At 73.2% G+C, this 21,016-nt stretch carries 16 protein-coding genes and 1 pseudogene; 10 read left to right on the top strand and 7 right to left on the bottom strand.

What is annotated here, in order from left to right:
- Position 1: 1 nt before the first annotated feature.
- The 3 genes from BM237_RS07700 to BM237_RS07690 all read left to right on the top strand — a co-directional run bounded on the left by BM237_RS07700 (position 2) and on the right by BM237_RS07690 (position 2,154).
- Positions 2 to 481, top strand: a complete 480-nt coding sequence (locus BM237_RS07700) for an SRPBCC family protein (protein WP_093848768.1) — start codon at positions 2 to 4, stop codon at positions 479 to 481.
- 14 nt (positions 482 to 495) lie between these two features.
- Positions 496 to 840, top strand: a complete 345-nt coding sequence (locus tag BM237_RS07695) for a TcmI family type II polyketide cyclase (protein ID WP_093848767.1) — start codon at positions 496 to 498, stop codon at positions 838 to 840.
- A gap of 555 nt (positions 841 to 1,395) precedes the next feature.
- Positions 1,396 to 2,154, top strand: a complete 759-nt coding sequence (locus BM237_RS07690; protein ID WP_342746216.1) for a hypothetical protein — start codon at positions 1,396 to 1,398, stop codon at positions 2,152 to 2,154.
- Positions 2,155 to 2,209: 55 nt separating this feature from the next.
- On the opposite strand, the gene BM237_RS07685 is transcribed toward BM237_RS07690, so the two are convergent.
- The 5 genes and pseudogenes from BM237_RS07685 to BM237_RS07665 form a co-directional block, all read right to left on the bottom strand.
- Entirely contained in the window at positions 2,210 to 2,632 is a 423-nt protein-coding gene (locus BM237_RS07685) for a DUF3662 domain-containing protein (RefSeq protein ID WP_093848766.1), read from the bottom strand.
- A gap of 352 nt (positions 2,633 to 2,984) precedes the next feature.
- Positions 2,985 to 3,188 carry a hypothetical protein gene (locus BM237_RS07680; protein ID WP_093848765.1) on the bottom strand — a complete coding sequence of 68 codons (204 nt, stop codon included), beginning with the start codon at positions 3,186 to 3,188 and terminating at the stop codon, positions 2,985 to 2,987.
- A gap of 110 nt (positions 3,189 to 3,298) precedes the next feature.
- Positions 3,299 to 4,306, bottom strand: a complete 1,008-nt coding sequence (locus BM237_RS07675) for a magnesium and cobalt transport protein CorA (protein ID WP_093848764.1) — start codon at positions 4,304 to 4,306, stop codon at positions 3,299 to 3,301.
- Between the two features lie 436 nt (positions 4,307 to 4,742).
- Positions 4,743 to 6,063, bottom strand: a pseudogene (locus tag BM237_RS07670) (family 2B encapsulin nanocompartment shell protein); the annotation flags it as partial.
- A 362-nt stretch (positions 6,064 to 6,425) separates the two neighbouring features.
- Entirely contained in the window at positions 6,426 to 7,331 is a 906-nt protein-coding gene (locus tag BM237_RS07665; protein ID WP_093848763.1) for an SCO6745 family protein, read from the bottom strand.
- 482 nt (positions 7,332 to 7,813) lie between these two features.
- On the opposite strand from BM237_RS07665, the gene BM237_RS07660 reads away from it, so the two are divergent.
- The 3 genes from BM237_RS07660 to BM237_RS07650 all read left to right on the top strand — a co-directional run bounded on the left by BM237_RS07660 (position 7,814) and on the right by BM237_RS07650 (position 11,009).
- Positions 7,814 to 8,974, top strand: coding sequence for a DUF6421 family protein (locus BM237_RS07660; RefSeq protein ID WP_245793474.1), 1,161 nt, complete (start codon positions 7,814 to 7,816; stop codon positions 8,972 to 8,974).
- A 126-nt stretch (positions 8,975 to 9,100) separates the two neighbouring features.
- Complete coding sequence (locus tag BM237_RS07655; RefSeq protein ID WP_139238069.1) at positions 9,101 to 9,919, top strand: DUF6202 family protein; 819 nt, start codon at positions 9,101 to 9,103, stop codon at positions 9,917 to 9,919.
- 100 nt (positions 9,920 to 10,019) lie between these two features.
- Positions 10,020 to 11,009, top strand: a complete 990-nt coding sequence (locus BM237_RS07650; protein WP_093848761.1) for a GNAT family N-acetyltransferase — start codon at positions 10,020 to 10,022, stop codon at positions 11,007 to 11,009.
- A gap of 199 nt (positions 11,010 to 11,208) precedes the next feature.
- On the opposite strand, the gene BM237_RS07645 is transcribed toward BM237_RS07650, so the two are convergent.
- On the bottom strand, positions 11,209 to 12,306 hold the full coding sequence (locus tag BM237_RS07645) for an aldo/keto reductase (protein WP_093848760.1): 1,098 nt from the start codon (positions 12,304 to 12,306) through the stop codon (positions 11,209 to 11,211).
- 73 nt (positions 12,307 to 12,379) lie between these two features.
- Positions 12,380 to 13,279 (bottom strand): ATP-grasp domain-containing protein, encoded by a 900-nt coding sequence (locus tag BM237_RS07640; protein ID WP_093848759.1) that lies wholly within the window; start codon positions 13,277 to 13,279, stop codon positions 12,380 to 12,382.
- A 281-nt stretch (positions 13,280 to 13,560) separates the two neighbouring features.
- Between BM237_RS07640 and BM237_RS07635 the strand changes: the two genes are divergently transcribed.
- The 4 genes from BM237_RS07635 to BM237_RS07620 are packed head-to-tail and all read left to right on the top strand — an operon-like array spanning position 13,561 to position 20,967.
- Complete coding sequence (locus BM237_RS07635; RefSeq protein WP_175540922.1) at positions 13,561 to 15,219, top strand: AMP-binding protein; 1,659 nt, start codon at positions 13,561 to 13,563, stop codon at positions 15,217 to 15,219.
- Positions 15,216 to 16,721, top strand: a complete 1,506-nt coding sequence (locus BM237_RS07630; RefSeq protein ID WP_093848757.1) for an MFS transporter — start codon at positions 15,216 to 15,218, stop codon at positions 16,719 to 16,721. The genes BM237_RS07635 and BM237_RS07630 overlap by 4 nt, the downstream gene beginning before the upstream one ends.
- A gap of 5 nt (positions 16,722 to 16,726) precedes the next feature.
- Entirely contained in the window at positions 16,727 to 17,830 is a 1,104-nt protein-coding gene (locus BM237_RS07625; RefSeq protein WP_217655809.1) for an NAD(P)/FAD-dependent oxidoreductase, read from the top strand.
- A 56-nt stretch (positions 17,831 to 17,886) separates the two neighbouring features.
- Positions 17,887 to 20,967 carry a non-ribosomal peptide synthetase gene (locus BM237_RS07620; RefSeq protein WP_093848755.1) on the top strand — a complete coding sequence of 1,027 codons (3,081 nt, stop codon included), beginning with the start codon at positions 17,887 to 17,889 and terminating at the stop codon, positions 20,965 to 20,967.
- Positions 20,968 to 21,016 lie beyond the last annotated feature (49 nt).

Below are 21,016 nucleotides of genomic sequence, written 5' to 3'. Positions count from 1 at the left end.
GATGGCCGGGCACACCGAGAACGAGATCGTCATCAACGCACCCCTGGACCTCGTCTGGGAGATGACCAACGACATCGAGAACTGGCCGCGGCTGTTCAGCGAGTACGCCTCCGTCGAGATCCTCTCCCGCGACGGCGACACCACCACCTTCCGTCTGACCATGCACCCGGACGAGAACGGCACGGTGTGGAGCTGGGTGTCACAGCGGACCGCCGACCGCGACGCCCTCACCGTGCGGGCCCACCGCGTGGAGACCGGCCCCTTCCAGTACATGGACATCCGCTGGGAGTACGCGCAGACCTCCGAGGGCGTGAGGATGCGCTGGACGCAGGACTTCGCGATGAAGCCGGACGCACCGGTCGACGACACATGGATGACGCGGAACATCAACCGCAACTCCCGCGTCCAGATGGCCCTCATCCGGGACCGGATCGAGCAGCGCGCCCGGCGGGCCGACGAGCCCGCGGCGATGGCCGACTGAGAGGGGATCCTTCCGTGCACCACACCCTGATCGTCGCCCGGATGGAACCGGGGGCGGCGCCGGACATCGCGAAGGTGTTCGCCGAGTCCGACCGCGGCGAGCTGCCCCACCTGGTGGGTGTCGCCCGGCGCAGCCTCTTCCAGTTCGGCGACGTGTACATGCACCTCATCGAGAGCGAGCGGGATCCCGGGCCGGCCATCACCAGGGCCGTGGACCACCCGGAGTTCCGCGCCGTCAGCGAGCGGCTGACGGCGTACGTCCGGCCCTACGACCCTCAGACCTGGCGCGGCCCGAAGGACGCCATGGCACGGTGCTTCTACCGCTGGGAGCGCGACGGCGCGACCGTGCCGCCGCACTGAAGGGCCCTGCTCCGTCCACCGCAGGGGCCGGGACGACCGGGCGGACGAGACCGGTGGAACCGCTCTCGTCCGCCCGGTCGTCCTGTCTCCGCACTCCTTCGGATGCGCCGTCCCCGGAGACGGGCCGGCCCGCGCCGCCGGGGCGTGACGGCCCGGTGCCGCCGCCCGTTGCGGGCCGGCCGGGGGCGGTGGCGGACGCGGCGGAGGCCGGCGCACGAGCCGGCCTCCGCCGCGTACCGGTCCCGTCACGTCCGGGCGGGGAGGGGCGCCGGGTGCGGGGGGATCTCCGGTCGGCGGGGCGGCCCGGCTGCTGCGGGGCGTCCGCCGGTATCCGCGCGAGTTCTCCGGTGAGGCGGACCGCGAGCGCTTCCGGCCCAGGCACCTGCGCGAGCATCCGGGCGAAGCTCCCCTCCCGGCACGGCTACGAACGGCAGCGTGCCCGGCACCGGGAGGAGCACCCGCACAACCGTTGCCGACGCCTTGGGGGTCCGGCCACGGATACTGGTCCCTATGGGCTCACCCGCGCCGGGCGGGGGCCCGCAGGGAGGTTGTGCGGTGTCGCAGCGGCCGACGGCGAAGTCCCTCACCCCCGCGCAGCGGCGGGCGGTTGTGGCGTCCGATCCCGCGACGGGAGAGCTGGCGGGGAGCCCGGCCACGGGCGCCGCGCTGCGGGACAGGGGCCTGGCCGTGGCGTACGGGCCGGCGGGCAGGTACTACCTGACCGAGGCGGGGCTGGCGGTGCGCGAGGAGTTGCGCGAGGAATCGGTTCCGGTCTCGCCCGAGTCCCCGGCAGCCACGCCTGCGGCGGCCACTCGGCCCGCTCCGGCCACTCCCGCCGGGCAGGCCGGGGCCGCGGGTTCCGGCGCGTTCGCCGCGGCGACCGGTGACGGACCGCCGCGGGAGGAGGCCCCCGGGCTGCGCGCCGCCGCCGTGGCCCGTGCCTGGGCCGGGTTGCTGGAGATACGCCGTGTCACGGACGGCTCCGCCGGTACCGGCCCGGGCGCCCCGGCGCCCTGGGAGCGGGCGCGGATGGTCTGGGCGGTGTCCCTGGCCCTGGAGGCCGCGGGCGTACCGCCGTCGGCGGTGGACGCGGGCGGACGCCGGACCCGGGCGGGGTACCGCGTCCTCGACTCCGGCGAACCGGGCGCGGTACGCGTGGAATGGCGGGGCCCCACCGCCTCCGCCGGACGCGAGCGGGCCGAACGGGAGCTGAGAGTGTGTGCGGAGCGTCTGACCGGGTGCGGCTGGGAGGCGTTGCTCTACTGGGGGGCTCGCCGTATCCCTTTCCTGCTGGTCACACCCGGTGTGCCATGAGGTTCCGGGTGGTGCGGCACACCCCTGCGGGCATGCGGGGGCGCCGGGTCCGCGGTCAGCGCACCGGGTCGGAGACCGGGTCTCCGTGTCCGGCGAACGCGTCGGCGCGGACGTTGGGCGTGGGGCTGCCGGTCACGCGGTAGCGGCCGTTGGGCAGGTCGTCGCAGACGGTGACGCGGACGGTGAGCGGGCCGGCCCACTCGTATCCCTTCCGCTCCCCGTGGCGCGCCAGGCTGTCCGCCAGGAGCTGGCCTATCCGACCGCCGCGCCGCGCCAGTTTCCCGTGCACCGCGGCGGAGAGCTCGACCTCGTAGGCGTTGGGAACCACCACACGGCTGTGGCTGCACACCACGGCGTGGTCGTCGCACTCGCGCCGCAGGGCGTCGAGGAGTTCGACCGGTTCCCTGCGGAGCACCTTGGCCAGCAGTGAGTGCTCCCAGCTCTCGACCTTGCGTTCCCATCGGTTCAGCGTTCCCATGACAGACCGCGTGCCCGGGGCGGGTCGCCGCATACGCCCGGGAATGCCCGGATCCCTCCCGTCCTGGATCTCCTGGCAGGCGCCGACCGCCGACGACGCGTTCGCAAACCGGCGGGGACGGCCGCCCGCCCACGCGGAGAACGACACCTCTCCCCGGTCCGCGGCGATCGCACGACGGGGCCGGAAACGGGGACCGGAAACGGGAAGGCGGGCCGCGGAACGGGACAAGGCCGCCGCTTCGCGGAAGCGGCGGCCTTGTCCCGGCACGGATCACCCGGCGGTTCGGCCGGCCGGCTCGTGCCGGTACGGGGGCGGGGCCCGGCGGGTTTCCCGGTCCCGCGGTGGCCACGTCTCACGCGGCGCGCTTGTCCTCGCGCGGGGCGGCGGACCGCGACGACTCGCCCGCCGGGAGGTCCGGCACGGCCCGCAGGTGGCGTTCACTCGGGGCCTCGGCGGGCTCCGGGCCGGCCTCGCCCAGCATGCGCTCCTCGTACCGCCCGAGGGCGAGCATCACGCACAGCAGCAGAGGGGGTATCACAAAGGCGGCGACAGCCACGGGGACTCCTTGTTCGGGGAAGGATTCGACTCTGTTCCGCGTTGCCTCCCTGATCGGACGGAAACCCCTTAAGGCACCTTTTGGGGCGTTCGGGTGGCCCCCGCAGGCCGTCACAGCCATCCGTTGCGCCGGAAGGCCCGGTACAGGAAGCCGGCTGCGGCGGCCATCACGGCCACGGCCAGCGGATAGCCGAAGCCCCATTCCAGTTCCGGCATGTGCTCGAAGTTCATGCCGTACAGGCCGGCGACCATGGTGGGTATCGCGAGGATCGCCGCCCATGCCGAGATGCGGCGCATGTCGTCGTTCTGCCAGGTGCCCACCCTGGCCAGGTGGGCGTCGAGCGCGGAGTTGAGCAGTTCGTCCAGGGACCGGACCTCGGTGTCGGTGCGGTGCAGATGGTCGGCCACGTCCCGGAAGTACGGCAGCGCCCCCTGCGGCCACCGCGACCGCGTCTCGGCGGCGAACTCCCGCGCCACCGGGACCAGGGGCCGGATCGCGTCGCGGAACTCCAGGACCTCCCGTTTGAGCGAGTAGATCTCCTCGGTGAGGTCGTCACGGGACGGGGAGAAGACGCAGCGCTCCAGCCGGGTGAGGTCGGTGCGCACCCGGCCGGCGGCGTCGCCATAGGCGTCCACCACCACGTCCAGGACGGCGTGCAGGACCGAGGCGGGGCCGAAGCGCAGCGTCGCCGGGTCGGAGGCCAGCCGACGGGCGGCCTCGGCGGCCGGGTCGGCCGGTCCATGGCGGACGGTCATCACGAAGCGGGGGCCGAGGAAGACCATCACCTCCCCCGTCTCCACCTCCCCCGTCTCCGCGTCCGACTCCTTTTCGACGTACCACAGCGTCCTCAGCGCCACCGCGTGCACGTCGCCGTACCGCTCGTGCTTGGGGCGCTGGCGCGCGTGGACCGCGTCCTCCACCGCCAGCGGGTGCAGTCCCAGCTCGGTGGTCAGCTCGGCCACCTCGCGCTCGGTGGGAGAGTCCAGGCGCACCCAGCCGAACTCCCCCTCGCCCAGATCGCGCAGGTGCTTGAGCACTGTCCGTCCCGCCTCGCCGGGCCGCTCGCGGCCGACCTGCCGGGCCGTTCCGTCCTCTTCCCGGTAAATCACACACTCCATGTCACACGGATGCTTCACCTGCCCGGTTCCATGCGTGGCCACCCCACGGCTCCGGCGCCCGCGCCGCCTCGCGGGCCCTGCCCAGCACCGCCGCGATGCCGGCGGCCGAGGTGCCCGGGCCGGTGGGCCCGTGGGGGAACCCCGCCCCGCCCGGCGAGGGGACGCCGCGCCCACCGGCCGAGGCGTCGTTCATGTAGCGGCTGGAGCGCATGTGCCACTCGTGGCCGCCCGCCTGCCAGTCCTGGAGCCCCTTGGCGTACGCGAGCACGTCCGCGCAGGACTTCGGGGCCAGGCCGTGCTCGGCGAACAGCGGCGGCAGTTCGGTGAGGACCGTGTGCTCGAACTGGTGGAGCCGGGAGGTGATCAGATCGTTGACGGCGTCGGCGGCCTGCTGGGTGTCGCAGCCGAGGAACGTCTCGAAGACCAAAACACCATTGAGGTAGGAGATGATCGCCTTCTCGTCGATGCCCATGAACCTCACCGACAGGCCGGGCTCGTACTCGTCGGGGATCCCGGTCTGGTGCAGGCCGATGACGCCCTGGTCGTCCTCCCCCGTGCGCATGACGATGACGGAGCTGGTGCGCTCCCTGGTGACGGGGATCTTGTTGCACGGCAGGATCGGCACGCCCCGCCAGGCCGGGACGTGGTTGCCCATCAGGTCGACGTGGTCGGGATAGAGACCGCGGGCGTTCATCTCGCGGCCGATGGCGGCGATGGTGCGCGGGTGGGCCAGAAGGAATTTCGAGCCGCGGCGGCGGCTGAGCAGCTCGTCCAGGTCGTCCGGGGGTCGGCGGCCCGGAGTGGGTCTGGATCCGCTGGCTGTACTCGGCGTTGTGCAGCAGGCCGAACTCGGGGTTGTTGATCAGCTCGTGCTCCTGCCGCTCGCGCAGCGCCTCGACGGTGAGCCGCAGCTGCTGCTCGGTCTGGTTCATCGGCTTGTTGTAGAGGTCCGCCACGCGGGTGTGGACCCGCAGCACGGTCTGGGCGACGCTGAGTTCGTACTCGCGCGGACGAAGTTCGTAGTCCACGAAGGTGCCGGGCAGTTCGGGCTCTCCGCTGTGGCCGGACGCCACGGCGATCTCGGCCTCGCCACGTTCGTTCTGCCGCTGCCGGGGGAGGGCGGCGAACTGCGCGACGTGGTCCCGCAGGGCGGGTGAACTCTCCATGACGGAGGTGAACTCCCGGCGCTGCAGGGCGAGGAGGGTGCCGCCGGTGACGGCCTTGGCGGTGTACTCCCAGACCGCCTCGCCGTCGAGCAGGCTCTGCTCGCCGAAGCGGTCCCCGTCTCCGAGTACGCCCAGACGGGTAGGCTCGCCGTACGGGCCGCTGCCGGTCTTCTGCACCTTGCCGTGCGCGATCAGATAGATGTGGTCGGCCGCGTCGCCCTCCTGCGCGAGCACCTCGCCCGCCTCGAAGTCGCGCTGGACGAAGCGGTTGGCCAGGGCGGTCAGCACACCCACGTCCCCGAAGCCGCGCAGTACCGCCAGTTCGCCCAGCTCTCGCGGGATGACCTGGACTCGTGAGCCGGTCTTCACGAACTCGATGCGGCCGTCGCCGACCGTGTAGGTCAGACGGCGGTTGACACGGTAGACACCGCCCTCGGTCTGCACCCAGGGAAGCACCTTGAGCAGCCAGCGCGAGGTGATCCCCTGCATCTGGGGGACGGACTTGGTGGTGGTGGCGAGGTTCCGCGCGGCGGCGGTGCCGAGGCTGAGGCTCTGGTCCTGCTGCGCTTCACCGGCTGCTTCTACCGACATCGGCCGTGTCTCCTTCGGGTGGGCGTGCGCGGGGTGCGGCATACGCCGAGGACCCGGTCCCGGAGCGTGGGAACGCGGGATCCTCGGCGGTTCGAGCAGCACGCTAGGCGGGCGCCGGGGCGGGGACCATGGCGGTCCGGTCCTTCCCACACCATCGGATGCTCTTGATCGCCGGGTATTTAGCGATCTTGGATCTGGGGGCGGCCTCCTCCTCCCCCCCGACCAGGTTCCCCGGCCCGTTCCCGGCGCCCTCCGCCGGAAGGGTGTCGTGCGCCACCGGTCTTCGTACGCACGGGCCGGGAGGAAGGCCGTGGAACGTCTGCGCGGCCCGGGCGCGCGTACGCGTCCGGGCCGCGTGTGCGCTACGCGCTCCGGCCGCTTCCGGGCACTTGGGGGCCGGACACGTCCGTCATCTCCCCCGCCGGTGCCGGAAGTCCCATCGGGTTGGGGAACCGCAGCGCCGCGGCGCTCGCGCGGGCCAGGGGTACCAGCAGCCGGCGCAGCCGGTCGCGCGCGGACGCGTCCAGGCCCTGCCAGGGACGCGCGGCGGCACGGTCGGTCGCCTCCTCCACGGCGCGGTGGGCCCGCAGTCCCTCCGCGGTCGCCCCGCCCCGGGGATCCAGCAGACCGCGGGCGGCCAGCCGGCGCCCGGCGGCCCGCCACGCGTCGTCGCTCCAGCCCCGGTAGGGCTGGAGTTCGGCGCGGGGGAGGTCGGCGCCCGCCCGCAGGACGAGGATCTCGCAGCCGTCGAACCCCGCGGCGACCAGGGCCGCGACGTGGCCGTCACCGCGGTGCTCGCGCAGTACGGTCGCCGCGTGCCACAGGCGCTCCACCGGGCCCGGCGGAACGGGCAGCGCCCGGTTGGCCGCGGCCAGCACCCGCCCGGCGCAGTCCAGATCCCGGACCACGGGCAGCAGGAGACCGGCCGCCTCCTCCACCTCACGGCCGTAACCGGACAGCAGGCGCCGCAGCGCCGCACCGGCACCGGTCCGCCGGGCCTCAAGGGCCCGTCCGGGCGTCACCACCGCCCAGAGGCCGGGCAGAGCCCGTGCGACCATGGCCGGGGCGAAGCCGAAGAACGCGGCCGTGACCGGTTCCGGCCCGGTCTCCCCCAGCGGCGCGGCGCGTCCGGCGAAGTAACCGCGCCAGAAGCCGTGCAGCCCCGCGTCCTCGAAGGCCTGTCGGGCCTCCGGCGCGAAGTAGGTCACCGCGTGGAGCGGTTCGAGCAGGGCCCACAGCGCGCGTGCGGTGTGCGACGGATCCTCCATGCCTTCTCCACTCCCCCGCCCCTTCGGCGGCTCACCGGGTGTTGCTTCCCGCCCGGCGGCCGGTTCATCCGGTACCTCGGTGCCCCGTTCCACCTTGCCCGGCAGGGTTTCCGACCCGATGTCACGGTTGCCCGCCATGGTCGTCCCGCCCCCGGGAGATCGCCCGCACTCGCGTGATCGAACGTCTGGTCAGAGCACATGATCGTGGTTACGCTCCTGCGTGGTCACCGGCTCCCCGGCGGCCGCGGCGGCCCCGTGTCCTGTTCGGGCGCCGCACCGAGCACGTACCCGAACACCTGAACACCTGCGAGGAAGAGGGATCGGTGGGCGCCTGAGCGCCCCCGGTTCAACGCGCGTCGACCGGCGTCGTCACCCGACGGTCCGGCCGGCCGGACCGTCCCGCGGCCGGGCCCCACCGGTTCGCCGCGGGAGTTCGATCAGCGACTCGTGCCGACTTCGACCGTCGGCGCCCGGGAGGCTGTGTGAGGCACGACAGCGGCAGGAACGAGAAGAGCGGCGAAAAGATCCCGGACGACGGGATGGAGGCGGTGTTCACGGAAGTGGACGCGATCCGCCGGGAGTTGCCGGACCGCTCATCGTTCCGCGAGAGGGACACGCTCAAGATCCTGGCCGAACGGATCGAGGGATCCCCGGAACTGTCCCGCCGGCCCGTGGTGCGGGCCTTCCTTGAGGACATCGGTTCCTTCACCCCCGGCGACCGGCTGGACGCCGTCAAGGGCCACATCAACGGCCGCCGCGACAACCACCTCTTCTCGCTCTTCGACGCCTCGTACTTCCCGAAGCTGTCACTGGACTACCTCACCTACGAGGAACTGCCCGCCGATCCCCACCTGGCCGAGCGCTACGCCAGCCCGACGGCCCCGGTCGTCATCACCGGGCGGTCGCAGGGCTTCACCTCGCGCGTGGTGGTGGCGCTCTTCCCGGAGAACCACATCGACGGCCTCCAGCGGCCGGACGACCTGATCTTCTACTTCATCGACAAGTTCGTCGAGCGGCACAACCGCATCACCCGGAAGATGATCGACGCCGTGATGGCCGAGGACAGCTTCCCGCGCATCCAGGGCGCGCCGGACGAGCGGATACGGCAGGCATCGTCCTGGTGGGTGCGGCTGCACGAATACCACCACCGGCAGGGCGACATGCCCATCCCCGAGTTCCTCCCGGCCAAGAAGTACAAGCCGCTGGCGGGGCTGGAGGAGCTGCGCGTGGACGTCTCCGCCATGCTGGCCCTGCTCAACGACCGCGCGCTGCCGCGTGAGGAGGCGCACACCGCCTACGAGTACATCCTGGCGGAGCGGCTGCTGCGCTACGCCGTGGAGGGCATCCCGCGCCCCAACTACGACGCCGTGGCGTCCCAGCTGCTCTTCGGCTACCTGAGCGAGCACGGCGGCATCCGCGTCAGGGACGGTGTGATCGAGCTCGGTGCGGCGGTCCCCACGGCCCTGGCCGAGTTCCTCGGCGAGATCCAGCGCATCGAGGCCGCGATCCACCGGGAGCCGGTGGAGGCCGTCCGGGGGCGGCTGCTGGAGTTCACCAACCGGTACACCGACTACGACCCGGTGGCCCGGGACTACCGGTACGTGCCGTTCTTCGCCGAGGTCAAGGAGCGGCTGGGCGTCTAGGGCCGCTCCCGCCCCCGGCCTGCTCTCCCCGTGGGCCCCCGCGGTGGGCCCTGCGCCGTCCGCGTCCGAACGCCGCCCCTTCCCGCGCACCACCCGTACACCACCCGTCGGACCCCTGGAGTGATCGTGACCACTGCCCCGGAGTTCTCGCCCGCCGACCGCGACACGCTCGACGAGCGGATCGAGGAGGAGATCGACAAGGCGCGCCTGCGGCGCGCGGACAACGGCTTCTTCGGCACCGCGCGGAGCGTCGAGGCCGTCAGCCCGCAGGCCGGGCTCGCCGTCGCCGAGTGGTGGCGCGCGATGACCAAGGGCTTCATGTTCACCACCCTGGCCGGACTGGGGGTGATGGCCCGTTCCTTCGCCGGCGAGAACCCTTCCCGCGAGATCCTGGGCGCCTTCCAGACGGTGTACCAGGTCATCGGCGACGACCTGGACAACGCCGCCCCGGAGTTCCGTGCGGTGGCGCCGCGCGGGCCGGCCGGCATCCACTACGTGTGGTGGGAGGACACCGTCATCGCCCCGCTGCTGCCGCACGTGTCCGAGGAGGAGCGGCGGGCCGCCGCCGAGCTCCCCTCCCCCGTGAAGGACCTGCTGGAGAACATGGACCGCCTGGCGGTCTCGCCGCTGGGCGCGGCGGTACAGCTGCGGGTCGTGGAGACCATCGCCCTGGACATCGCGGTGGGCTTCCGCCGCATGTACGCCAAGGTCCTGGCCGGCGGCGAGCAGATCTTCACCGAGAAGGAGCAGTTCGCCTGGATCGACGCCCACATCAAGGCGGAGACGGTCCACGCCCAGCAGGTCAGCGACGACGAGACCGGTATGACGAGCCTGGTCGACGACGGCGCGCGGGCGGCCGAGTTCGTGGAGCTGGTCACCGAGTACGCGGGCAACTGGTCCCGCGCGCTGGAGTGCTTCGGGGACCGCCTGGCCCGGGAGGCCTGAGCGGCCCGGAGAGGGACAGCGTGCCGTGCCGGTCCTCCCCGATCCGGGACGACCGGCACGGTGCCCGGCAGCAGCCAACCGCCCGGCCCGGGAGTGGTGCATGGAGATCGTGGACAGATACGGCCTGTCGCTCGCCCTGATCGAGCCGCACGAGCTGGCCGCCGAGCCCTGGGCCGCGGCGGCCGGGCGGACCGCGGACTCCGGCGTGGGCCCGGGCGCGGGTGTGGACGTGGACGTGGACGTGGTCAGGATGGAGCGCCCGCCCGCCGAGCTGTGGGACGAGCTGGCCGGGCGGGGCTTCCTGCGCAAGCCCGCCACCGTCACCTGGGTGGCCGAACTGGGCTCCGGCGAGGAGGAGTTCCTGGCCCGGCTGGACACCAAGGCACGGCAGGACGTACGGCGCGCCCGGCGCCGGGCTCAGGCGGCCGGGCTGCGCGAGGTGGTCGAGGAGCCGGTGTCGAAGCGGACGCTGGAGGCGTTCCTCGCCCTCTACGAGGAGCGTGTGGCCCAAATGCGTTTCGGCGTCCCCTTCGCCCTCGGCTACCGGGACGCCGTGCTGCACGGACCGGAGAAGTTCTGCGGGGTCTTCGCGTACGCCGGGGACGAGCTGGCCGGCGGCTGCCTGGTGCTGGAGCTGCCCGAGAGGGACGCCGCGGTGGTGCGCTTCTCCGCGGTCAGCGCTCAGTGGCGCAGGCACAGTCTGGCCCGCGCCCTGTACTTCTCCGCGATGCGCGTCGCGCGGGCCAAGGGCTACGCCCGGGTGACCCTGGGGAACGAGCCGAACCTGCTGGGCCACCTCACCCAGCCGGGCCTTTTCCACTTCAAGACCGGTATGGGCTTCGCAGCCGTCCCCTCCCAGGATTTCGGCGACCCGGACGGACATGACGAGGCGGACCTGGTGCTCTCCCTGCGCGCTCTGGGCGACCCCACCCTCATCCTGGCCTACGCCGGTCCCGGCGCGGCCCCGGAGTATCCGCTGGCGGCGCGTCTGATCAGCGACTCCCCGGTGCCCACCGCGCCGTACCGGGCGCCGTTCCTGGCGTCGGTGACCCGGTCCGCCCCCCGCTGCGGGAGGCGGACCGGTGCCTGAGCCGACACCTTTGCCGGGCCCGGCGCCAGGGCGTGTCGTGAAAGTGGCGTCGTGCGCACGCAGGGCGCGCGGGGCGGCGTCAGGTGCGTGCGACGGCGAGGCGGAGGGCCGAGAGCGCAGCGTGCTGCGCCGAGGCCCGACAACGCGGCAGGGGCGCGGGCATGGCGCCGCCCCGCGGACGGGACTTTCACGGCACGCCCTAGGCCACGGGGACGGCGCGGGCGGCCACCCGGTCCGGGTCTCCGCCGAGCACGGACTCGCGCACCAGTGCGTTGATCTCGTGCGGCGTGCCGAGCGGTATCTCTCCCGCCTCGTCCAGGCGGCGCGTCTGCTCGTCGGTGAGCGCGATGTCGAGCGCCGCGAGGTAGTCCTCGAGCTGGGCGGTGCTGCGCGGGCCGATGACGGGGACGAGCGCGGTGGTGGAGCGCGCGGCGCGGGCGCGCAGCCAGGCGAGCGCGATCCGGGCCGGCGCGGTGCCCGCCTCGCCGGCCACCTCCCGTACCGCGTCGACGACGGCCGCGATGCGGTCGGTGTTGTTCCGGGGGTGGCGGCGGTTCTCGTCACTGACCCAGCCGGCCTCGGTGCGGCGGTACTTGCCGGTCAGCAGCCCGCCGCCCAGCGGCGACCACAGGGCCGCCCCGAGGCCGAGCCCCTCGGCCATGGGCAGCAGTTCGCGCTCGGCGGTGCGGTTGAGCAGGTTGTACTCGGTCTGGATACCGATGACCGGCGACCAGCCGCGCAGTTCGGCGATGGTGACGGCGCGGGAGGTGCGCCAGGCGGGGAAGTTCGACAGCCCGGCGTAGAGGATCTTGCCGCTGCGCACCAGGTGGTCGACGCCGGCCAGGATCTCCTCGGTGGGGGTCAGGGTGTCGGGGAAGTGCGCCCAGTACAGGTCGATGTGGTCGGTGTTCAGGCGGCGCAGACTGCCCTCGACCGAGCGGATCATGTTCTTGCGGCTGTTGCCGGTGTCGGAGATCCCCGGGTTCCGGGAGTCTCCGCCGCTGTACTTCGAGGCCAGGACGAAGTGGTCGCGGTCGGCGGCGAGGAACTCGCCCAGCAGGCGTTCGGCCTGGCCGAAGTGGTAGCAGTCGGCGGTGTCGATCAGGGTGCCGCCGGCCTCGGCGAAGCGCTCGAAGATCTTACGGGCCTCCTCCCGCTCGGCGCCGTCGCCCCGTCTGCTCCACATCAGGTCGGCGCCGCCGGGGCCGCTGCCGTAGGCGGCGCCGAAGTTGGCGGTACCCAGGGCGAACTCCGAGACCCGCAGCCCCGTGTTCCGTCCGAAGGTCGTGTAGCGCATGGCTCTCCCGGTGCTCGGTGTCGTACGGCCGGTGCTCCGGTCGGCGGCCGGAGCGGGGTTCGGCGGTCCGCCGTCAGGCGGAGGGGCCCTCCTGGACCTTCCGCTCCACCCAGTCGTAGACGCCGGCCAGCACCTGCCGGTGCTGTTCCGCGCCCAGGACGCTCAGAAAACCGGGAACGGGATTGACCTCGAGAATCATGTAACCGCCCTCATGGGGAAGTACGTCGAGTCCCGAGAGGGTCATTCCCAGGGTTCGGGTCGCGCGGACCGAAAGGTCGACCAGTTCGTCCGGAGCGTCGATCCGCTCGAAACTCGCACCCTCCAGCGTCTTGCAGCGCCAGGAGCCGACAGGGGGGAGCTTGAGCATGTTTATCGGCGTGACATCCCCCGCCACGCTGATACGGTATTCACCGCCCTCGGTCGGGTAGTACGGCTGACAGAGGACGGTGGAGAAGCGCGCCAGCAGATCCTCCGCGACTTCTTTCTGCGACCCGAAATCATGGATGCGTTCGACATCCTGTCCCCGGTAGCCGTAGGAGGGTTTGAGAATGATGTCACCCCATTCCTCGAAGGCCGTCTCCACATCCGCGAGCGACACCGCCGAACGCATTGGCGGGACAGGCAGTCCGGCGGCGGCGAGTTTCTGCGTCATGAGGAACTTGCTGTAACCCGTCAGCCATACGTCCACCGGGTCGAACAGCATCGGACCTGGGACGTTGCTCAGCATGGCCAGTCGCTCGACCCGGTCGCGCCAGTCGTCCCCGTAGAGCTTCGAGCGGTTGATCACCGCGTCGAAGGAAGCGGCCGGCTCCCCCTTCAGCGTCAACTCGACCCCTTCCGGGCCGGGGTGGTACGCGATTTCCTCGAGCGTGAAGAAGGAGGTTTCGTGACCGCGCTCCCGCCCGTATTCCACCAGGCTCGTTCCATCGGGGTCGATCCCGGAATAGTCCCATCCGAGCAGGCCAATTCTCACGATGCCTCCAGAAGCGCTCTCGTGCGCTGCAGACAGTGTCGGACGCACGGCGCAGCCTGACTCTGCCACTTCCCATCTGTCAAGGCGGCAAATCCCCCGCCGCAGCGAAAGCCTATTGCTCCCCGATAGGTCGCCATGCCCGCTCCTGTCGCTTTTGCGACACGTTTACGTGAATTACACGTCCGCTGAACAGGATGTTATTCGAAGGGGGTACCGCGACCCCTGCCCCTTCCTCTAGGCTCAGCGTCCGGATTCGCGCTCGAGTACGAGAGGGACCGCTTGTGGGCGACTGGGAGACGCTGGTCAGGCCGAGACCCGAACAGGCCGCCGAGTACCGGGCCGCGGGCTGGTGGCGCGAGGAGACGTTCCTCGACGACCTCGACGAGGCGGCGCGCCTCAGGGGCGGGCACCCCGCGATCATCGCCTACGAGGGCCGTGATCACTCGCGCACCCTCGACTACGCCGAACTCCGGCAGCTGGTCGAGCGCTTCGCCGCCGCCCTGGCCGAACTCGGCGTGGGGCGCGGGGACGTGGTCGCCCTCTACCTGCCGAACCGCTGGATGCTCACCCCCCTGTACCTGGCGTGCCACCGCGTCGGCGCCGTCGGCTGCCCGGTCATCCCCGCGCTCGACGTGCGGGAGCTGTCGGACGTGCTCGCCCGCAGCGAGGCGAGGGTCTGCGTGACCGCCGACCGCGTCGACGGGACGGACTACGGCGCCCGTCTGGCCGAGGCCGCGCCCGCCTCCCTGAAGCACCAAGTGGTCGTCGGCGACGCCGCCGCGACCGGCGCGGTCGACTTCGAGGAGTTCTTCGTCCGCACGCCCTGGGAGGAGCGCCGCACCGTCGGGGCGGCCGACCGGCTGGGGCCCGACGACCCGTCGCTGCTGCTGTACACCTCGGGCACCACCGGCCGGATGAAGGGCGTGGTGCACAGTCAGAACACCCTCCACGCGGCCGTGCTCGCGGTCTGCGCACCGCACCGGCTCACCGCGGACGACGTCATCTCCATCCCCAACTACGCCACCCACATGGCCGGGCTGACCTACGCCTGCTACATGCCGCTGCTGCTGCGCGCCACCTGCGTGATGCAGGAGGCGGGCCGCGACATGGAGCTGCTGCTGGACCTGATGGCCAGGCACCGCGTCACCTGGGCGTACGTGCCACCTGCGTTCCTGGTGTCGATGCTGGAGGCACAGCGCCAGAAGCCGCGCGACACCTCCGGCGTGGTACAGGTCGTCTCCGGCTCGGCGCCGATCGCGCCCCGGCTGATCGCCGAGATGCGGGAGGTCTTCGACGTCCCGGTGCGCGCCCTGTGGGGCATGACGGAGAACGGCGCGGTCACCGTGACCCGCGCGGACGACCCGGAGGGCTGGGCGGCGCACAGCGACGGGCGCCCCGAGCCCTCGATGGAGATACGCATCGACGCCGAGCCCGGCGACGACACCGGCCGGCTGCTGGTGCGCGGCGCGTCCCAGTGCCTGGGCTACCTCGGCCAGCGCGAGGTCTACCAGGCGTGCCTGGACGAGGAAGGCTGGTTCGACACCACCGACCTGGCCCGCGACGACGGGCGCGGCGGCATCCGCATCACCGGCCGCACCGTCGACCAGATCACCCGGGCCAACGGCATGAAGGTCTCCACGCTGTACGTGGAGTCCGTGCTGGTGCGGCACCCCCTGGTGAAGGAGATCGCCCTGGTGGGCTACCCGGACCCGGAGGTGCCCGGCGCGGAACTGGTGTGCGCCGTGGTGGTGCCGGGCGAGGAGCCGCCCACCCTGAAGTCGCTGCACGCGCTGCTGACCGAGGAGAAGGTGGCCCGGGCCCTGTGGCCGGACCGGGTGCAGTTCGTGTGGGAGCTGCCCAGGAACTCGCTGGGCAAGATCCTGCGCCATCCGCTGCGCCGCCGCCTGGAGATCGAGTACGAACGCGCCGTGCGCCGATGACGGCGGCGGCGCAGGCCGCGGCGGACGCCCCGGAGCGCGGACGGGCCCCGCGCCGGCGGTCGGCCGCGCTGGCGGTGATCTCCGCGGCGCAGCTGATGTTCCTGCTGGACGCCACCATCGTCAACGTCGCGCTGCCGAGCATCCAGCGCTCACTGGGGCTGGGCGGCGCGGGCCTGGAATGGGTCGTCGCCTCGTACTCCATCGCCTTCGGCGGTCTGCTGATGCTGGGCGGGCGGGCCGGGGACATCCTGGGCCGGCGGCGGATGTTCGCGGCCGGCCTGGCGCTGTTCACCTGCGCCTCGCTGCTGGGCGGCCTCGCCTCCCAGCCGTGGCTGCTGGTGGTGTGCCGCGCGGCGCAGGGCGCGGGCGCCGCCGCGGCCTCGCCCGCCGCGCTGTCGCTGATCGCCGTGACGTTTCCCCAGGGGCCGGAGCGGGATCGGGCGATCGGCTGGTACACGGCCGTCGCCACGGCCGGCGGCGGCCTGGGCCTGCTGGCGGGCGGGGTGATCACCGCCTGGCTCTCCTGGCGCTGGGTGATGCTCGTCAACGTGCCGATCGGGGTGGTGCTCCTGGCCGTCACCCGGCGAGTGCTTCCCAAGACACCCCGGCGGCACGGGGTGTTCGACGCATCCGGCGCCGTCACCGGCACCCTGGCGGCGCTGCTGCTGGTGTACGGGCTGGTCTCCGCCTCCTCCGGGCACGGCGGCCGGACGCGTCCGGAGGTGCTCGCCGCGCTGGGCGCCTCGGTCGTGCTGCTGGCGGTCTTCGTGGCGGTCGAGCGGCGCGGGGCGCGGCCACTGGTCCCGCTGCGGCTGTTCACCGGCGGACGGCGGGCGGGCGTCTACGCGGTGCTGGCGCTGATCAGCACCGCCATGTTCGGCGTCTTCTTCTTCCTCACCCTCTTCCTCAGCCGGGTGTGGGGGTACAGCGCACTGCGGATCGCGGTCGTCTACCTCCCGCTGACCTGCCTGCTGGTCGCCGGGGCCAGGTTCGGCCCGCGTCTGGTGGCCCTGGTGGGGGCCCGTGCGCTGGTGTGCTGCGGTCTGCTGACCGCCGCGGCCGGAATGGCGTGGCTGTCGCGCATCGGGGAGTCCGGCGGCTACGCCACCGGGATGCTCGTGCCGACCGTGCTGGTCTACGCGGGGCTCGGCGTCACCGGCGTCCCCCTGACACTGGCCGCCCTGGCGGACGTGGCCGACGAGGACTCCGGCGCCGCGTCGGGTCTGCTCACCATGGCCCGGCAGATCGGTGGCGCGACGGGACTGGCCGTACTCGGCGCCGTCGTCTGGGCGGCGGCCGACGACGCCGGGCACACGGGGGCGGAGGCCTCGGGCGCGGCGCTGTCCTCGGGGATCTCCCACGGCTTCCTCGCGGCGGCCGCGGTCACCGCGCTGTCACTGCTGCCGGCGGCCGTCGCCGTGCCCGGGAAGCCGGCCCCGGACACCGCGAACGCCGAGACCGCCGAGAACGCCGCGAACACAACCGGACCGGACGAGGGGTGAGCGGCGTGGACGACTTCCTGGTGATCGGCGGCGGCATCGCGGGCGCCGCGGCCGGCTGGTTCCTCGCCCGGCACGGCCGGGTGACACTGCTGGAGGCCGAACGCGTACCGGGCACGCACTCGACCGGGCGGTCCGCCGCGGTGTTCTCCGAGTACTACGGCGGCCCGGTGGTGCGGGCCCTGACCGCGGCCGGCCGCGCTTTCTACACCGAACCTCCCGGGGGTTTCTCCCCCGCCGCCCTGCTGCGCCCGCGCGGCGTTCTGGCCCTGGAGACGCCGGGAAGCCCCGGCCTGTTCGAACAGGCGCTGGCCGAGGGGGCCGACGCTCCCGAACCGGCCGTCGAGATCGACCGGTCCCGCGCCCTGGAGCTGTGCCCGGTGCTGCGCCCGGAGTCCTTCGGCCGCGCCCTGTACCGGCCGGGGGTGTGCGACATCGACGTGGACGCCGTCCACCAGGGCTTCCTGCGCGGTCTGCGCGCGGCGGGCGGAACCGTCGCGACCGGGGCCCGGGTCCGCTCCCTTCGGCGGCGGCGCGGCCGCTGGTACGCGGCCACGCCGATCGGGGAGTTCTCCGCCGCGGTCATGGTCGACGCCGCCGGGGCCTGGGCCGACGAGGTGGCCCGGCTGGCGGGCGCGGCGCCGGCCGGGCTGGTGCCGCGCCGCCGCACCGCGGCCGTCGCCGAACTGCCGCCCGGTCTCGACGCTTCCGGCTGGCCGATGGTCTGCGACGTGGCGGACACCTTCTACGCCAGACCGGAGTCGGGCGGGCTGCTGCTGTCCCCGGTGGACGCGGTACCGGCCCCACCCGGCGACGTACGGCCCGACGACCTCGACGTGGCCGTCGCCGTCCACCGCTTCGAGGCGGTGGCCGCCCTCCGCCTCCGGCACGTCAGACATGCCTGGGCCGGGCTGCGGACCTCACCCGGCGACGACGTGCCCGTCATCGGCCCGGACCCCGGCGTGCCCGGCTTCCACTGGCTCGCCGGGCTGGGCGGATACGGAATCCAGACAGCTCCCGCGGCGGGCGCCCTGCTCACCGCCCTCGCCGTGGGGAACGGGCCGCCACCAGCGCTCGCCCCCCTGGTCCCGGACCTGACCCCCCGTCCGTGACCCGCACGGCCCCCCCTCCAGCGCGCCGTCCCGTCACCAGCAGGGAGTGCACAGATATGTCGACAGACGCGTCGGACAACCTCCGGCTTTCCGCCGGCGGCAGCGTCGATCACGGCCCCTACCGGCCCGTGACCGCGCTCATCGAGGAACAGGCCGACCGGACCCCCGACCGTCCCGCCCTGGTCTGGCGGGGGGCACGAAAGGAGAGGGTCCTGACGTACGCGGAGTTCGACGCGCTCGCCAACGGGCTCGCCGCGCGATTGTCGGCGGCCGGTGCGGGCCCCGGCTCGGTGGTGCCCGTGGTGGTGGGCAACAGCGTCGAACTTCCTTTGTGCATGGTGGCGTTGATGAAAACCGGTGCGGCGTTCGCGCTGTGCGACCCGGTGTGGCCGGAGGAACGGCTGCGCTCGGTGCTGGGGACGCTGGACCCGCCGCTGGTGCTGACCTCCGGGCCGCCAGTGTGCGCCGGCCGGCCGGCGACGGTCGTGCGTGCGGCCGGGATCACGCCGAGCACCGAGCGTCCCGGTGTCCTGCCCGGCGCCGGCGACATCGCCTACGGGGTGTTCACCTCCGGCACGACCGGCGCCCCCAAGTGCGCCCTCAACCTGCACGGCGGCCTGACCAACCGGTTCCGCTTCATGACCCGCCACTTCCGTGCCACCGGGCGGGAGGTGGTGCTCCAGAACAGCCGCCACACCTTCGACTCCGCCATCTGGCAGTTGCTGTGGCCGCTGACCACCGGCGGGCGGACGGTCGTCCCCGAGCAGGGCGAGTTCCTCGACCTGGAGCGGACGGTGGAGGCCATCGACCGCCACCGGGTCACGGTCACCGACTTCGTCCCGGCGATCCTGGGCATGCTCGTGGCGCTGCTGGAGTCCGACCCGGCGGCCGTGCGCAGGGTCTCCTCCCTTCGGCATCTGGTGGTCGGCGGCGAGGAGATCGTGCCGCACTCCGTCCACCGGCTGCGGGAGATGGTCCCCGGCCTGGAGATCGACAACGGGTACGGGCCCTCGGAGACCGCCATCGGCATGGTCTTCCACCGCGTCCGGGGCGACGAGGGCGACCACATACCGCTCGGGCGGCCCATCGACAACTGCCACGCCCTCGTCGTCGACGACGCGCTGCGGCCCCTGCCCGCGGGCGCCACCGGTGAGATCCTGGTCGGCGGCGCCTGTGTGGGGGCGGGCTACCTGGGCGACCCGGAGCGCACCGAGCGGGCGTTCGTGCCCAATCCCTTCCCCTCGGTTCCCGGCGAGCGGCTGTACCGCACCGGTGATCTGGGCTGGTACGACGAACGCGGGCTGCTGCGCTTCGCCGGTCGGCGCGACCGGCAGGCCAAAGTGGACGGCGTCCGCATCGAGCCGGCCGAGATCGAGGCCGCCGCCGAGGGCTGCCGCGGTGTCGTGCAGGCCAAGGCCATGACGGTGCGGCGGGCCGGGCGCACCCGGCTGGTGGTCGCGGCGGCGACCGAGCCGGGCACCACCCCGGCGGCGCTCCGCGCCCATCTGGCGTCCGTGCTGCCCCGCATCCAGGTGCCGCGCCACTGCTTCGTGCTCCAGTCCCTGCCTCTGACGGACAACGGCAAGGTGGACCTGCGCGCGCTGCGCGCGATCGTGGAGGACAAGCTGGAGTCCGAGGCGAGGCCGGCCGCGCACGGGCCGGCGGGCTCGCAAACCCCCGTCCAGCGCATCGCGTACGTGATGGGCTCGGTGCTCGGCCTGCCCGACTTCCGGGCCGGCGACGACTTCCTGGCACGCGGTGGCGACTCGCTGTCCGCCATGAGCGCGACGCTGCGCATCCGGGAGGCCGTGGGCGCCCGTGTGAGCCTGTCCGACGTCTACGAGCACCGCACGCCCGAGCGGCTCGCCGCGGCCCTGGACGGATCCGGTGCGCGTGGCGGCGAAGAGCCCGGGGCGCCCGCCGGGGACGAGGCGCGCTCGATGGAGCGCGACGCCCGGCTCCCGGCGGACCTGACCCGCCTGGCGCGCCGGGCGGCGGACGCGGTCCCGGCCGTGCCGCCGCGCACCGTCCTGGTCACCGGGGCCACCGGCTTCGTCGGGGCCCGGACCGTGCACCGGCTGGTGACGTCCACCGGGGCGCGCGCGGTGTGCCTGGTACGCGCCCGCGACGACGCGCACGCCAGGGAGCGGCTGGCGCGCACCCTGCGCTCGCAGGGGCTGTGGGACGCGGACGTCGCCGCGCGCGTCGAGGCCCGCCACGGCGACCTGGAGCGGCCCCGCTTCGGCTGGCCGCGCCCACAGTGGGAGTCCCTCACCGCCGAGTGCGACGCCGTGCTGCACATCGGAGGACTGGTCAACTTTCTGCTGGACTACCGCTCCCACCGACCGGCCAATGTCGCCGGCACGGCCGAGGTGCTGCGTTTCGCCCTGTCGGGGCGGCCCAAACCGCTGCACCACATCTCCACCCTCGGCGTCCTGGACCGGCACGCGGCCGGTGCGGCGGAGCCGGTGGGCGAGGACTTCGACCCCCGCGACGCGGCCCTGCCCGCCAGCGGCTACAGCCGGTCCAAGTGGGTGGCCGAGCGCATGGTGCTCGCGGCGCGGCGGCTGGGCGCACCGGTGGTGGTGCACCGGCTGGGCGAGGTGATGCCGGCGGCCGACAACGGCGTGCCCAATCCCGCGGCGCTCACCCATCTGCTGCTGTCCGCCTTCCTCCAGCTGGGCGTGCGGCCCGGTGTGCCGATGGTCTCCGACTACACACCCGTGGACGAGACGGCCGCCCGGCTGGTCGCCGCGCTCACCGAGCCGCCGCCCGGGCCGCCCGGCCGCGGCGTGTACCACGTCTTCCGCCCCGGCGGTGTGGACTTCGCCGCACTCGACCTGGCCGCTCCGGACGGTGCGCGCACCCTGCGCACGGTGCCGGCGGAGGAGTTCGCGGCGGCGCTGCGGGAGGCGGCGGACGGCGACAGGGATTCGGCCGCGGCCGTGCTGCACGCCCTGCTGACGGCCCTGCCGTCGGCCGCGCCCGGCGGGCCACCGGACTTCCGGCACCTGCTGTCGGACAATCCCGGCCTGTTCACCAGGGACGCGTGCGCCGCCCTCGACGCCCGGCACGGTCTGCGCGAGGGGCCGCTGGAGGCGGCGGTCGCCGCCTACCGCGCCACGCTCACCTCCTGAACGGCGTGTCCGGCCACCGGGCACCCCGAACACACCGAAGCACACCCGA

Origin of the sequence: Streptomyces mangrovi (assembly GCF_900114215.1) — a bacterium.
Lineage (GTDB): Bacteria > Actinomycetota > Actinomycetes > Streptomycetales > Streptomycetaceae > Streptomyces > Streptomyces barkulensis.
Note: the sequence above shows the minus strand (reverse complement) of the source record. Positions and strands in the feature narration are given on the sequence as shown.

Excerpts from the sequence above, each read along its gene's own strand:
- BM237_RS07700 (WP_093848768.1), top strand. The coding sequence starts at position 2 with ATGGCCGGGCACACCGAGAACGAGATCGTCATCAACGCACCCCTGGAC.
- BM237_RS07665 (WP_093848763.1), bottom strand. The coding sequence starts at position 7,331 with ATGGAGGATCCGTCGCACACCGCACGCGCGCTGTGGGCCCTGCTCGAA.
- BM237_RS07645 (WP_093848760.1), bottom strand. The coding sequence starts at position 12,306 with ATGCGCTACACGACCTTCGGACGGAACACGGGGCTGCGGGTCTCGGAG.
- BM237_RS07620 (WP_093848755.1), top strand. The coding sequence starts at position 17,887 with ATGTCGACAGACGCGTCGGACAACCTCCGGCTTTCCGCCGGCGGCAGC.
- BM237_RS07630 (WP_093848757.1), top strand. The coding sequence starts at position 15,216 with ATGACGGCGGCGGCGCAGGCCGCGGCGGACGCCCCGGAGCGCGGACGG.
- BM237_RS07685 (WP_093848766.1), bottom strand. The coding sequence starts at position 2,632 with ATGGGAACGCTGAACCGATGGGAACGCAAGGTCGAGAGCTGGGAGCAC.
- BM237_RS07675 (WP_093848764.1), bottom strand. The coding sequence starts at position 4,306 with ATGGAGTGTGTGATTTACCGGGAAGAGGACGGAACGGCCCGGCAGGTC.
- BM237_RS07650 (WP_093848761.1), top strand. The coding sequence starts at position 10,020 with ATGGAGATCGTGGACAGATACGGCCTGTCGCTCGCCCTGATCGAGCCG.